At 69.5% G+C, this 12097-nt stretch carries 12 protein-coding genes; 4 read left to right on the top strand and 8 right to left on the bottom strand.

Annotated elements, in window-relative coordinates; translation table 11 throughout:
- Nucleotides 1–40 precede the first annotated feature (40 nt).
- Together ACIBD9_RS22980 and ACIBD9_RS22975 are read left to right on the top strand one after the other, a co-directional pair.
- A complete protein-coding gene (locus ACIBD9_RS22980; protein WP_396720634.1) occupies nucleotides 41–1090 on the top strand; it encodes an NAD-dependent epimerase/dehydratase family protein in 1050 nt (349 codons plus the stop codon).
- Nucleotides 1091–1214: 124 nt separating this feature from the next.
- Nucleotides 1215–3602, top strand: a complete 2388-nt coding sequence (locus tag ACIBD9_RS22975; RefSeq protein WP_396720632.1) for a discoidin domain-containing protein — start codon at nucleotides 1215–1217, stop codon at nucleotides 3600–3602.
- A gap of 111 nt (nucleotides 3603–3713) precedes the next feature.
- Here the strand turns inward: ACIBD9_RS22975 and ACIBD9_RS22970 are convergent, their stop codons facing one another.
- Together ACIBD9_RS22970 and ACIBD9_RS22965 are read right to left on the bottom strand one after the other, a co-directional pair.
- Nucleotides 3714–4295 (bottom strand): dihydrofolate reductase family protein, encoded by a 582-nt coding sequence (locus ACIBD9_RS22970; RefSeq protein WP_396720630.1) that lies wholly within the window; start codon nucleotides 4293–4295, stop codon nucleotides 3714–3716.
- 64 nt (nucleotides 4296–4359) lie between these two features.
- Nucleotides 4360–5199 carry a helix-turn-helix domain-containing protein gene (locus tag ACIBD9_RS22965; protein WP_396720628.1) on the bottom strand — a complete coding sequence of 280 codons (840 nt, stop codon included), beginning with the start codon at nucleotides 5197–5199 and terminating at the stop codon, nucleotides 4360–4362.
- A gap of 313 nt (nucleotides 5200–5512) precedes the next feature.
- On the opposite strand from ACIBD9_RS22965, the gene ACIBD9_RS22960 reads away from it, so the two are divergent.
- Nucleotides 5513–6262 carry an alpha/beta fold hydrolase gene (locus ACIBD9_RS22960; RefSeq protein WP_396720626.1) on the top strand — a complete coding sequence of 250 codons (750 nt, stop codon included), beginning with the start codon at nucleotides 5513–5515 and terminating at the stop codon, nucleotides 6260–6262.
- 84 nt (nucleotides 6263–6346) lie between these two features.
- Here ACIBD9_RS22960 and ACIBD9_RS22955 read toward each other — a convergent pair whose 3' ends face one another.
- The 3 genes from ACIBD9_RS22955 to ACIBD9_RS22945 are packed head-to-tail and all read right to left on the bottom strand — an operon-like array spanning nucleotide 6347 to nucleotide 7874.
- Entirely contained in the window at nucleotides 6347–7213 is an 867-nt protein-coding gene (locus ACIBD9_RS22955; protein ID WP_396720624.1) for a metallophosphoesterase family protein, read from the bottom strand.
- Between the two features lie 59 nt (nucleotides 7214–7272).
- Nucleotides 7273–7560: a hypothetical protein gene (locus ACIBD9_RS22950; protein ID WP_396720622.1), complete on the bottom strand. Its 288-nt coding sequence runs from the start codon at nucleotides 7558–7560 to the stop codon at nucleotides 7273–7275.
- Nucleotides 7554–7874: a hypothetical protein gene (locus tag ACIBD9_RS22945; RefSeq protein ID WP_396720620.1), complete on the bottom strand. Its 321-nt coding sequence runs from the start codon at nucleotides 7872–7874 to the stop codon at nucleotides 7554–7556. Before ACIBD9_RS22945 ends, ACIBD9_RS22950 begins: the two co-directional genes overlap by 7 nt.
- A gap of 178 nt (nucleotides 7875–8052) precedes the next feature.
- On the opposite strand from ACIBD9_RS22945, the gene ACIBD9_RS22940 reads away from it, so the two are divergent.
- A complete protein-coding gene (locus ACIBD9_RS22940) occupies nucleotides 8053–8904 on the top strand; it encodes an alpha/beta fold hydrolase (protein ID WP_396720618.1) in 852 nt (283 codons plus the stop codon).
- Between the two features lie 89 nt (nucleotides 8905–8993).
- Here the strand turns inward: ACIBD9_RS22940 and ACIBD9_RS22935 are convergent, their stop codons facing one another.
- From ACIBD9_RS22935 to ACIBD9_RS22925, 3 genes are read right to left on the bottom strand one after another with little or no spacing between them, the layout of a single operon-like run.
- Nucleotides 8994–10010 carry a methyltransferase gene (locus ACIBD9_RS22935; protein WP_396720616.1) on the bottom strand — a complete coding sequence of 339 codons (1017 nt, stop codon included), beginning with the start codon at nucleotides 10008–10010 and terminating at the stop codon, nucleotides 8994–8996.
- A 42-nt stretch (nucleotides 10011–10052) separates the two neighbouring features.
- On the bottom strand, nucleotides 10053–10682 hold the full coding sequence (locus tag ACIBD9_RS22930) for a hypothetical protein (protein ID WP_396720614.1): 630 nt from the start codon (nucleotides 10680–10682) through the stop codon (nucleotides 10053–10055).
- Complete coding sequence (locus ACIBD9_RS22925; RefSeq protein ID WP_396720612.1) at nucleotides 10679–12085, bottom strand: selenium-binding family protein; 1407 nt, start codon at nucleotides 12083–12085, stop codon at nucleotides 10679–10681. The genes ACIBD9_RS22930 and ACIBD9_RS22925 overlap by 4 nt, the downstream gene beginning before the upstream one ends.
- Between the last annotated feature and the right edge of the window lie 12 nt (nucleotides 12086–12097).

The raw sequence follows: 12097 nt of genomic DNA, 5'->3' as shown, positions 1-12097 counted from the left end.
CGCAGCGGGCCGACCGTTCCGTCGTGCCAAGGAGTTCCACATGGACCTGCCCGTTACCGCCGTCGGTGTCGACCTGCCGACGGATCTGGTGCCCCGGCGCGTTCTGGTGACCGGAGGCGCCGGCTTCATCGGCGGCCATGTGGTCGCCCGGCTGATGCTGATGGGCAACCAGGTCCGGGTGCTCGACAACTTCTGCACCGGCCGGATCGAGAACCTGGCCGACGCCGCCTACGGCGGGCTGACCGAGGCGGACGTCGTAGCGGGTGACATCCGTACGCCAGAGGGTGTCGAGGTGATCCACCAGTGGCAGCCGGACGTGGTGGTGCACCTCGCCGCACAGCCGAGCGTTCCCGCCGCCCGCCGGTCACACCTGTACGACGCCGACGTGAACGTGTTCGGCACCGTCAACGTGCTGGAGGCCTGCGCCCGCAGCGGCGTACGGCTGGTCATCAACGCGGCCAGCAGCGCCATCTTCGGCAGCGTCGCCGCCGATGAGTTGCCGGTCCGGGAGGACCATCCGATAGCCCCGGTGAGCCCATACGGCATCAGCAAGGCCGCCGGTGTGCACTACCTCGACTGGTACGGGCGTCAGCTCGGCCTGTCGTACACCTCGATGGTGTTGGGCAATGTCTACGGGCCCCGGCAGGAGGGCAGCGACTGCGGCGTGGTGTCCCTGATGGTCGACGCGCTGCTCGGCGGCCGGCAGGTGGTGATCTACGACGACGGCACGCAGACCCGGGATTTCATTCACGTCAGCGACGTCGCCGAGGCGATCGCGGTCGCCTGTCACCAACCCGGGGTGGGTATGGTCAACATCGCCTCGGGTGTACAGACGAGCGTGAACGAGGTGTACGACACGGTCCGGGAGGCGTCCGGCGTCGGCAATGCGGCCCGCTACGAGCCGCTGCCCTGGCCGGAGGTGCGCAACATGGCACTGGACACCAAAAAGGCGCGCGAGCTGCTCGGCTGGTACCCCAAGATCGGCTTCACCGAGGGCGTGCGGATGACGGTGCGCGACGCCCGCCGCCGCCAGGCCGGCAGCCAGATCCTGTCGCCGGTGCGGGCGCTGGAGCGGGCCATCAGCCACTGACGGGCTAGCGCGTAATTCCCGTCATCTGATTGGTAATTTCATCGATCAGTCTAACTCTTGCGGGTCGGCATCCACTGCTGCCACGATGGCCGTCAATGCCTTCCGTCCCGAAGGAGTGGTCGTCATGGCGGTCTCCCGCCGCAAGTTCGTCACATCGGTGCTGGCCGGGTCCGCCCTCGCCACCGCCTCCACCACCGAGCTGCTCACCAGCATGTCCAGCCCCGCGCAGGCCGCCAGTCCCCCCGGGGACGTGGTCGGCAAGGTGACGGTCGGCTACCAGGGCTGGTTCAGCGCACCCGGCGACGGGGCGCCGATCGGCGGATGGTGGCACTGGAGCCGCGACCGGTTCCAGCCGCCGTCACCCGCCAACACCACAATCGTGTCCTGGCCGGACATGCGCGAGTACACCCGCACCTATCCCACCGCGTACCCCAACCTGGGCAACGGCCAGCCGGCCACCCTCTTCTCCTCGTACGACCAGCAGACGGTGGACACCCACTTCCGCTGGATGCAGGAGAATGGGTGCGACACCGCCGCGCTGCAACGGTTCAACCCGATGGGCGGCGAGGGCCCGACCCGCGACGCGATGACCCAGAAGGTCCGCTCCGCCGCCGAGCGGTACAACCGCAAGTTCTACATCATGTACGACGTCACCGACTGGCTGACCTTCCAATCGGAGATCAAGACCGACTGGACGACCAAGATGGCGGCGCACACCGCGTCCTCCGCGTACGCCCGGCAGAACGGCAAGCCGGTCGTCTGCATCTGGGGATTCGGCTTCAGCGAGCCCAGCCGACCCTTCACCCCGGGCCCCTGCCTGGAGGTCATCAACTGGTTCAAGGCCCAGGGCTGCTACGTCATCGGCGGCGTGCCCACCTGGTGGCGGCAGGGCATCGAGGACTCCCGCCCCGGCTTCCTCGACGTCTACCACGCGTTCCACGCGATCTCGCCCTGGATGGTCTACCGGGCCAGGACCGTGGAGGAGCTGGACTCGTACTACAACAACGTCAACGTCGGCGACATGGCCGACTGCGCGGCGCGCGGCATCGACTACCTGCCCTGCGTGATGCCCGGCGACCTCGCCGGGGGGCACCGCAAGCACGGCGACTTCTACTGGCGGCACATCTACAACATGGTCCGGCTCGGCTCTCAGGGCCTGTACGTGTCCATGTTCGACGAGTACAACGAGGGCAACCAGATCGCCAAGACGTCCGAGACCCAGGCCACCACCCCGGCCGGGGCGAACATCCGGGCCCTGGACGAGGACGGCGTGGCCTGCTCCTCCGACTACTACCTGCGGATCACCGCCGACGGCGGCCGGATGCTCAAGGGCCAACTCGCGCTCACCTCGGTACGCCCCACACCGCCGATGGTCGGCACCCCGCCACCGGCCACCGGGAACCTGGCCGCCGGCCGATCCACCTCGGCGAGCAGCCAGGGCGGCGGGTTCCCGGCGTCGAACGCGGTGGACTCGAACGCCAGTAGTTACTGGGAGAGCGGCGGCGGCTCCTTCCCGCACTGGTGGCAGGTCGACCTCGGCGCCAGCCACCAGGTCAACAAGCTCGTGGTGCGGCTGCCCGCCGGCTGGGGAGCGCGGACCCAGACCATCACCGTGCAGGGCAGCGTCGACGGCAGCTCCTTCGGCACCATCGCTGGCGCCTCCGCGTTCGCCTTCGACCCGGCCACCGGCAACACCGTCACCCGCACGCTGACGACCACCACTGCCCGCTACGTCCGTCTCAGCATCAGCGGCAACACCGGCTGGGCGGCCGCCCAACTCGCCCAGGTCGAGGTGTACGCCGGGAGCACCGTCCCGGACAACCCGCCGACCACCCCGAGCGGCCTCACCGTGACCGGCAAGACGTCAACGAGCGTGTCCCTGGCGTGGACGGCCTCCACCGACGACACCGGGGTGACCGGCTACCAGGTGCGTCAGGGCGGCACGGTGGTCGCCACCGTCACGGGCACCACGGCGACGGTGAGCGGGCTCAGCCCGTCCACCGCGTACACCTTCACGGTCACCGCCCGCGACGCCGCCGGCAACACCTCGGCCGCGTCCACCGCGGTCACCGTCACCACGGACGCCGCGGCCAACGCAGACCTCGCCCGGGGTCGATCCACCAGTGAGAGCAGCCACGTCCAGAGCTACGGGTCGGGCAACGTGGTCGACGGTGACGCGAACAGCTACTGGGAGAGCGCCAACAACGCGTTCCCGCAGTGGGTGCAGGTCGACCTGGGTTCCTCGCGCACGGTGGGGCGGGTGGTGCTGAAGCTGCCGCCGTCGTCGGCGTGGGCCAGCCGGACCCAGACCCTGTCCGTGCAGGGCAGCACCGACGGGGGCAGCTTCAACACGCTGGTCGGGTCGGCGGGGCGGACCTTCGACCCGGCCAGCGGCAACCAGGTGACGCTCACCTTCACCGCCGCGCAGACCCGCTACGTGCGGATCACGGTCACCGGCAACACCGGCTGGCCGGCCGGACAACTGTCGACGCTGGAGGTCTACGCCAGCTGATCGGACGTGGGCGGCCGCCGGACGCCGACCGGCGGCCGCCCCGCAACCGAACGCCTGCCCGCCGATGCCGACCGTTCGCAGTGGGCTTCTCCGCGCACCCGCTCACGTCGGTCAACGGCTTACCCGATAGCGCAGGTGAAGCACGCGGTTGCCCTGAATCACCACGTCGGGATCCTCCAACAGGTGCTGCGCGTGGACCGACCCGAAGTAGCGCTTGCCGGACCCGAACACGACGGGTACGACGTCCATGCGCACCTCGTCGACCAGGCCGGCGGCAAGCACCTGGCCACCGACGTCGCCAGCGGCGACCTCGACGAGGCGGTCACCCGCGAGCTCCTGCGCCTTGGCCACCGCTGCCTTCACGCCGTCGACGAAGTGAAAAGGCGCCCCGGGGTCCCAGCCCTCGGGCTTCGGCCGGTGCGTCACGACGACCACGTGGTCGACCCCGCCCGGAGGCTTCCCGTCCCAGCCGTCCGTCATGTCGAAGACGTGGCGGCCGGCGATCGTCGCCCCGATCTGGTCCCAGTACGGCCGGGTGTAGTCGTAGGACGTCTGCGACACCTTCAACGCGCCGCTCTCGTCCAACGGCACGTCACCGCTGAGCAGCCAGTCGAACAGCGGTCCAGGCTGGTCGTTCTCGTCCGCGATGAAGCCGTCCACCGACACCGAGCTGTACATGACCACCTTGCCCATGGCGCTCCTCTGCTTGGGAATGCCCTCAGATTAGGGTTTCGTGGACTGTCGCTCTTGTAAGGAATCAATCGGTCGGCAGCGGCCACCCGTCCAGCACGTGGCCGGGATGTTCGCGCAGGAACCGCCGCCTGACGTCGACATATCGTGTCGGTGTGAGCCCGGTGAAGGCCCGGAACTCGTGGCCGAAGTGGGCCTGGTCGAAGTAGCCCGCGCTACTGGCGAGCTCGGCCCAGTCGATCGGTTCCGCGGGGTTGATCGACAACACGGCGGCGGCGAAGCGGTAGGTGCGGGCCAACCGCTTCGGCGTGACGCCGATGAGCTCCTTGAACCGCTGTGCCAGATGAGTGCTGCTGACCCCGGCTGAAACCCTCAGGTCGTCGATAGCCACCGCCCCGCTGGTCGCCGCGATGACGCGGCTCGTATGGCGGACCAGCCCCAGGCCGGCCGCGTCGCCGAGCCGTCGCATCAGCTCGTGCTCGAGCAGCGTCAGCATCTCGTGCGGCCCCTCGGCCATAGCCAGCCGGTCCCGCAGCTCGGCAATGGCAGGCCGGCCCCAAACCTGCTCCACCGTCACCGGCCGGTCACACAGTTCGGCCGCGGGCATCGGCAGGAACGGCGCCAGCCCCCACGGCTTGAAGTGCACGCCGACGGACCGGGTCCGGAGTGGGTAGCCGAAATCGAACGCGCGGGTGGGCGTGGTGACCACGCAGCCATCGGCATACTCGGCCGTCTCGACGTCGGTGCCGCCACGAATGAGAAACGGCGCCCCGAGGTTGATGATGAGCAGCGCCGCCGGACTTGCCGGCAGCGTCAGCCGGGCGTACGGCGGCGCACCCTGCAGGTAGTAAAGGTCGTCGATCAGCCCGTCCAGCGGCGGTCGCGGCACTCTGGACACGTACTCCACGCCCACAGTATCGCCGACACCTCGCCGACAATCGTGTGCCGAAATGGTCCAGCCGCGCTGGTTTGTGCGCGAGTTCGACGACAAACGGCGCAATCAGCGGCACCGAAGACACTTCACATTGTGAAGAGCCCCCGTCTTCTTGGATTCGCTGACAGGCGTCTCATCCGTGCTGAATGCTTGTGGTGTGCCGCACCGGGTCGGGATTTCGGGCCGCCTCGCGGTCGCCATCCAGGCACCCCATCGAACGTTTCCGCCGCTCACCGTCGTGCTTCCACGCCCAGCGGCAGTGTGACAATTCGGAAGGTGATGCTGAATGAACGCAACTCCTGACGCGTCCGGGCAGAAGGCAGGGCTGCCCACTGTCGTGCTCGTGCACGGGGCCTTTGCCGACTCGTCGAGCTGGAATGGCGTGATCGCTCACCTCAAGCGTCGAGGCTATCCGGTCATGGCAGTCGCCAACCCGCTGCGCGGTGTGCAGGAAGACGCCGCTTACGTCCGTTCCGTTCTGGACACCGTGGACGGTCCGGTCGTGATGGCCGCACACTCGTACGGCGGAGCAGTGATGACCGAGGCTGCGGACGGCGCCGCCAACGTGAAGGCTTTGGTGTACGTCGCCAGCATCAGCCCGGATGTCGGCGAAAGTGTGCTCGACCTGACCATGAAGTATCCCGGAAGCCAACTCGGTACTTCCATCAAGATGGTTCCCTGTCGTCTGCCCGACGGTAGTACCGGCATGGAGCAGTACATCGAGCAAGACAAGTTCCCGGCGGTGTTCGCCGCCGACGTCGCCCCCGACGTCGCCGAGGTGATGGCGGTTACGCAGCGGCCGCCCACCGAGAGCGCCCAGACCGGGTCCGTGACCAAGGTCGCCTGGAAGACCATCCCGTCATGGACCCTGATCTCTACCCGGGACCTGGGCATTCCGCCGGACCTGCAGCGCTTCATGGCCCAACGGGCCGGGTCCACCACGGTCGAGGTCGAGGCGTCTCACGCCGTGGCAGTCTCGCAACCCGGCCCGGTAGCTGATTTCATCGACAGCGCCGCCCGCGCCACGAAGGGCTAGTTCGCCAGCCGCCGTCCGGGACATGGCGGGAGCTCAAGGTTGAGGTGCCGGCCGGCGTGGCGCGACTGGCCACGTTGGTTGGCCTCACCCGGTGACGGACGCGCGCCGGCGCCTGTCGTCCGCCGGGTGGATGGTGCGTACCGGGTTGGGCACCGGCCCTCGGGGCTGCCACTCCCGGGGGTAGCCGAGGGAGACCTCCTCGAAACGGACCCCGTCGTGGAACATGGTGCGGGGGATGTGCAGGTGCCCGTAGACGACGGTGGCGGCGTCGAAGCGCAGGTGCCAGTCGCTGGTGCGGACCGTGCCGCACCACTGGGCGAAGACCGGGTACCGCAGGACGTCGGTGGGTTCCCGCACCAGCGGGTAGTGGTTGACCAGCACCGTCGGCAGCGCCGGGTCGCGTTCGGCCAGCCGGCGTTCGGTCTCGGTGACCCGGGCCGCGCACCACGCCTCCCGGCTCGGGTACGGGTCGGGGTGCAGCAGGGCCTCGTCGGTGCACACCACCCCGGCGGCGTACGCCAGGGCCAGCGACTCCTGCTGGGTGCGCGCCTCCGGCACCCGGAACGTGTAGTCGTAGAGCACGAAGAGCGGGGCGATGGTGGCCGGGCCGCCGTCACCGTCCCACACCGGGTACGGGTCCTCCGGGGTGACCACCCCCAGCCGTCGGCACATCCGCACCAGCTCGCGGTAGCGCTCCTCCCCGCGCAACGTGACCGGGTCTCGCGGTGGCGTCCACAGCTCGTGGTTGCCCGGCGCCCAGACGACGCGCGCGAACCGGCTGCTCAGCAGCCCGAGCGCCCACTCGATGTCGGCGAACCGGTCGGCGACGTCACCGGCGACGAGCAGCCAGTCGCCGTCGTTGTCGGGGCGCAGCTCCTGGACGAACGCGCGGTTCTGCGGGTGCCCGACGTGCAGGTCGCTGACGGCCCGCAGTCGGGGCGGAAGGCTCACACCCCGAGGCTAGGCCGTCACGGCCCGATCAGGACACCCCTGTCCCGCCAGTGCGCACGTCAGCAGAACCAACCGTCCTGCACCCAGCCGCGCCGATTGATGTGCCCGTAGGCGAAGCCGTAGACGTAGCCGCCGCTGCGGGGACCCTCGACCAGGAACGTCTGACCCTGGTAGAGGGTGCCCATCCAGGCGCCGACGGGCTGGGTGCGGACGAACAGGTCGCTCGCGCACACCGTCTCCCGCTCCCCGATGGTGCCGTTGGCGGCCTGTGCGGGGGTCGGCATGGCGAGGGTCGCGGCGACGACCCCGGCGAGCAGGCCGGCGAGGGCGCGACGTCGGATCACCATGAGTCGTACCCGCCGATGCACTCGGCGCGGAGGTAACCCCAGTCGTTCGGGCCGAAGTCGAAGGACGCCGCCCACCCGTTGTAGACCGGGTGCGCCCCCGGCGTGTGGCCGATCTTGTTCCCGTACACGAGCGTGCGCTTGAGGCCGGTGGGCCCGCCTGCGGAGTCGTAGTTGGCGTAGAAGCTGGCGCTCTGGCAGACCACGATGGCGTGCCGTGGCACCACCGGGTCGGCCTGAGCCGGCGTGGCGCCCAGCGCGACAGTGGTCGCTCCGAGGGCCAACACAGCGACAGTCGCACGCTTTCGTCGGGGCATGCCCACCTCCCGTACGCCGAAACTTTCCTACCGGCGAGCGTAGTTGCGGCGTCGATAAATGTCGATGGGGTGAGTGGTTTGCGGGCGAGTGGGCCGGCCTTCGGTCGCCCGCATATCCGGCGACCCGACGGGAAAGCGCGGGGCGTCCGACAGCCCGAGACCGGAGCAGGAGACAAACATGCCTTTCATCACCGTGGGGACGGAAAACTCCGCGCCCATCGACCTGTACTACGAGGATCACGGTTCCGGTAAGCCGGTCGTGCTGATCGCGGGTTTCCCGTTCAACGGGGCGACCTTCGAGAAGGCGACCAACGCGCTACTCAACGCCGGATACCGGACGATCACCTACGATCGACGCGGTTACGGCAACTCGGCCCAGCCGACGTTCGGGTACGACTACAACACGTTCGCGGCGGACCTGGACGTGCTGATGACCGAGTTGGACCTGAATGAGGCGACCCTGGTCGGTCACTCGATGGGCACCGGCGAGGTCGTTCGCTACCTGGCCAACTACGGCTCCCGGCGAGTGAGTCGCGGTGTTCTGCTCAGCCCGCTGCAACCCATGCTTGCGAAGGCGAAGGACAACCCGGAGGGCGTCGACCCGAGCCTCTTCAAGGGCTTCCAGGCCGCCATCATCAAGGACCGCTACGCCTACCTGACCCAGTTCTGCGACGCGTTCTTCAACTACAGCGAGAACAAGGGCAAACTGGTCAGCGAGGATGCGTATCGGGCGCACTGGCAGATCGGCGCGATGGCCTCGGCCAGGGCCACCCACGACAGTGTGTCCGCCTGGCAGGAGGACTTCCGCCCCGACCTGCCGAAGATCGACGTACCGATCTTGATCATGCAGGGCGACAAGGACAACGTGCTGCCCTACCCAGTGACCGGTCAGCGGCTCGGGCCGATGATGCCGACCGCGCAGCTGATCACGATGAAGGGCGCGCCGCACGGCATCCCGTGGACCCACGCCGACGAGGTCAACAAGGCGATCATGGACTTCATGAAGCAGCCGGCCAAGGCCAGCGCCTGATCCGTTCCGGTAGCCGATCGGACGCCAGCGCCGTGAGGCGCCGCGACACCCGGCCCAGGGTTCGCACCGGGGCCGGGTGTCGTCGTCGGTCAGGGCCGGCGGGCCACCACCGCGCCGTTGGCGCCGGGCGCGTCGAACGGCACCGTCCGTACGTCGACGAAGCCGGCGTCGGTGAGCCAGGCCGCGTACTCGGCGCCCGAGTAGTTTCGGCCGCCCTCGGTCTCGACAAGCATGTTCATCCCCATCAGGGCGGCCTCCGGCGGCCCGGTGCGCTCGTCGTTGAGCAGCAGTTCGCAGACGACGATCGCGCCGCCGGGCGGCAACGCCGCGTGGCACCGGGCCAGCAGCGCCCGGTTTGTCGGCTCGTCCCAGTCGTGCAGGATCATGCTGAGCAGGATGACGTCGTGTCCGTCCGGCAGCGCGGGGTCGGCGAGGAAGTCACCGGCCACGGCGTCGATCCGCCCGGTCAGGCCGGCCTCCGCGATCCGCTCCCGGGCCCGGACGCAGACATGCGGCAGATCCAGGACTGTCGCTCGCAGCTCCGGCAGGCGGCGGCAGAACTCGATCGGGAACGCTCCTGCGCCGCCGCCCACGTCGAGCAACCGGCGGTGGGCGGAGAAGTCGTACGCGTCGGCCAGCGCGCTGGCGGTGAAGCTGGACGTGGAGAACATCGCGTCCCAGAACTGCGCCAACATCTCCGGGTCGGCGGTGTCGAACATCGACTGCTGGGCCTCCGGATCCCAGGTCAGCGGCCGATCCGTGCGCAGGGCCTCGCCGATGCGGTGCCAGGGCAGGTAGGTGCGCAGGTCCGAGTAGCGGACCTGCGCGCCGAAGTAGTACGGGCGACCCTCGACCAGGAACTGCTCGGCCAACTCGGAGTTGCGGTAGCCGTCGCCGGCCTTCTCCAACAGACCCAGCGAGGCACTGGCGGCCAGCAACAGGTCCGCGGGCCGTTCGGGCAGCCCGAACTCGGCGGCCGCTTCCTCGACGGTCAGTGTCCGCCCGCCGGCCAACCGGGTGAACAGGCCGAGTTCGACGCCGACCGCGAGGGTCTTGAACCCCCACACACCGGCGACCAGGCGCATGAGGGGAGTCGGAGTGATCATCACGACATGAAATCACAGATCCACCCCCTCCACTATGGGCGGTCACGCCCGCAGCAGCGTCACCAACCCCGCGGCCACCAGCACCCCGGCCCAGAGCCGATCGACGTTGAACCAGGCCCGACGTAGCACACCGACCCCGAGCACGTGGTAGACCAGCAGCGCCACGGCCAGGGCAACGCCGAGCATGGCCACGGTGTGCACCCCGGCCGCCGCGAGGCCGGACAGCGCACCCACCGGCGCGGCGGCCAGGTGCCCGGAGTGACCTTCGGGCACCGGCTCGGCCACCAGCACCGGCAGCAACATCAGCCCCGCGCCGTGCGCCGACGACATGAGGAACGACCAACCGGCGAGCTGCGCCGCGGACAGTCGCATACCCGCCCAGCGGAAGTGCCGCTCGGAGAGCAGTCGCCACATCCCGAAGGCGACCAGCAGCACACCGCCGACCACCGCCAGGGCGGTGCTCGCCGTCACCGAGCGGGTCGCGGCGACCAACGCGGCGACGATCGCCACCGAGGCGAGATGCCCCGCCGCGATCGGCGGCAGGGCGCGCAGCAACGCCAGCCGGCTGCGCTCCTGCAGGCCCCGGGCCACCGCGAACAGCCAACCCATCGCCGGGTTCAGACCATGGAACGCGCCGAGCGCGGCCAGCGTCGCCAGGGTGCCGACGGTCACGGAAAGCAGTACGAGTCGGAAGAGGCGTCCCCGCCCTGCAACCGGGTCTGGTGCACCCGCAGCCCCCGGAACTCCTCCCCGTGCGGAAAGAACCGCTCATCGGGGGTGAGCCCACCGGCGTCCACGTCCACGTCGAGCTTGGCCAGCCAGGCACCCACCCCGTCCGGATAGAACTGGTCGTCCCAGGCGCCGTAGAGCGAGTTGCTGACGTAGACCCGCCGGCCGTCCCGGCTGACCTCCACCATCTGCGGGCCACCGGCCAACGCCTCGTCCGGAGCGGACGGGTGCGCGGTTCGGCGGACGATCCCGCCGAGGTGCACCGAGCCCGTCTGCACCGGGTGCAGCGGGTCGCTGACGTCGTACTGGCGCAGTTCCCCGGTGCCCCAGCAGGAGACATAGAGGAACCGGTCGTCGACCGACAGGTCGATGTCGGTCACCAGCGGCGGCACCGCCCCGAACGGCTTGAGCAGGTCGGGCAGGTCCGCCGGGTCGGCCGGCTCGGCCGGGATGTCGATCACCTTGGTGACCGCCCAGGCGTCCCCGTCGCGGTGCCAGAGCCAGATCGAGGCGGACAGGTCCTCGACGCTGATCACCACCCCGACGAACCCGTACGACTTCGTCGGGTCGTGCGCCGGCCGCAGCTCCAGCGGCATCTGGTACTGGTCGCCGAGGTCCACCCGTTGGACGTGCCGACGTTTCGCGAGGTCCCAGAAGTGGATGGCGTGCCCGTAGCGTCGGCCCAGCAGCAACTCCCCGATGATGCCGTCCTCGATCATCGACGGGGTGCCCCACTCGCTGGTCACCAGCACGTCCTGGGTCAGGTGCCACCACACGTCGTACGCCAGGAACTGCGGCCCCCGGTCGGCCTCCCACGCCCCGCGTACCTCGAACGTGGTGTGGTCGAGGATGGCGATGCCACCCGGGCCCTCGGCGCCGTCGGCGCCGCCCAGGGCGGAGAGGTAGATGCCGTCCGGGCCACAGTGCACGGTGTGCGGCCGCGAGTAGCCGGCCCGCTTCGCCAGCTCCTCCGCCCCGATCACCTTGACGATCTGCGGTTGGCGCGGGTCGGGCTGGGTGTCGAGCACGTGGATGCGCGACGACCGCAGGCCGGGCACGATCAGATAGCGCCGCTCGACGTGCGGGTGCGGGGCGGTCGGGCAGAGCGCACTACTGCACGCGTTCCAGCCGAAGTGGTGCAGCTCGTCACCGACGTAGGGCAGGTCGGTCCAGCCGACCACCCGGCCGTAGTCGGGGGAGTCGGGGTCGGTGTCCAGCACCACGATGGCGTCCGGACGGCTGGCCGTCCGATCGAAGGCCGCCACGTAGGCGAGCTTCTCCGCCGGTGCGGTCACCGCCTCTCGGGGCGAGGGGTAGAACGTGGGGTCGGGGGTCCAGCGGGTCATCACAGCTCCGCT

The organism is Micromonospora sp. NPDC050784, assembly GCF_044456765.1.
GTDB lineage: Bacteria > Actinomycetota > Actinomycetes > Mycobacteriales > Micromonosporaceae > Micromonospora > Micromonospora foliorum.
This window is presented reverse-complemented; position numbering and strand designations above follow the sequence as displayed.

Coding starts and splice junctions, on each gene's coding strand:
- ACIBD9_RS22980 (WP_396720634.1), top strand. CDS start 41: ATGGACCTGCCCGTTACCGCCGTCGGTGTCGACCTGCCGACGGATCTG.
- ACIBD9_RS22975 (WP_396720632.1), top strand. CDS start 1,215: ATGGCGGTCTCCCGCCGCAAGTTCGTCACATCGGTGCTGGCCGGGTCC.
- ACIBD9_RS22970 (WP_396720630.1), bottom strand. CDS start 4,295: ATGGGCAAGGTGGTCATGTACAGCTCGGTGTCGGTGGACGGCTTCATC.
- ACIBD9_RS22960 (WP_396720626.1), top strand. CDS start 5,513: ATGAACGCAACTCCTGACGCGTCCGGGCAGAAGGCAGGGCTGCCCACT.
- ACIBD9_RS22950 (WP_396720622.1), bottom strand. CDS start 7,560: ATGGTGATCCGACGTCGCGCCCTCGCCGGCCTGCTCGCCGGGGTCGTC.
- ACIBD9_RS22945 (WP_396720620.1), bottom strand. CDS start 7,874: ATGCCCCGACGAAAGCGTGCGACTGTCGCTGTGTTGGCCCTCGGAGCG.
- ACIBD9_RS22940 (WP_396720618.1), top strand. CDS start 8,053: ATGCCTTTCATCACCGTGGGGACGGAAAACTCCGCGCCCATCGACCTG.
- ACIBD9_RS22935 (WP_396720616.1), bottom strand. CDS start 10,010: ATGATCACTCCGACTCCCCTCATGCGCCTGGTCGCCGGTGTGTGGGGG.
- ACIBD9_RS22925 (WP_396720612.1), bottom strand. CDS start 12,085: ATGACCCGCTGGACCCCCGACCCCACGTTCTACCCCTCGCCCCGAGAG.